The following is a 409-nucleotide window of genomic DNA, read 5'->3' as shown; positions in this document are numbered from 1 at the left end:
GCCCAGAACTACGTCCGGCCAACTCCGAATCCTTGGGCACTTGGATGTCTAGCGGGCCAAGCTCGCCAAGGTCTCCAATCGCTAGCTCGTCTGCAACAATCGCAATCAGCGTACCAGCGCTTTTGCAGTAGCTCGGGATCACGATGCGAAGGTGTGTGTAATGATGACGAAGACACCGCGCAATTCTGAAGGCTCCGTCTGGATCGCCTCCGTTTGTAGTCAAGTACAAAGTGCACTTATCGTATCGTTTCTCTTCCCGAATCGCTTTTGTTAGATCTCGGTGGAGCTCGCGGTTAACGCCTCGGCTAATTACGATTACATCCCGGTCTCCGTTTGCATCCAACATGCCGGTCACGCTCTCCAGCAGTTGCTTCTCCTCCATTGCTCCTCCTTGTGATCGTCCATCGGT

The 409-nt window shown here is 53.8% G+C and carries 1 protein-coding gene; it reads right to left on the bottom strand.

Features of this window, described 5'->3' with window-relative positions; all coding sequences use genetic code 11:
* The coding region (locus D7X55_RS42005) for an SDH family Clp fold serine proteinase (protein WP_407921825.1) at nt 1-382 on the bottom strand (382 nt) is incomplete at its 3' end.
* Nucleotides 383-409: the final 27 nt, after the last annotated feature.

The sequence above is a fragment of the Corallococcus sp. AB049A genome (genome assembly GCF_003668885.1).
GTDB classification, from domain to species: domain Bacteria; phylum Myxococcota; class Myxococcia; order Myxococcales; family Myxococcaceae; genus Corallococcus; species Corallococcus interemptor.
The sequence above is the reverse complement of the archived record's forward strand: the minus strand, read 5'-3'. Positions and strand labels throughout refer to the sequence as shown.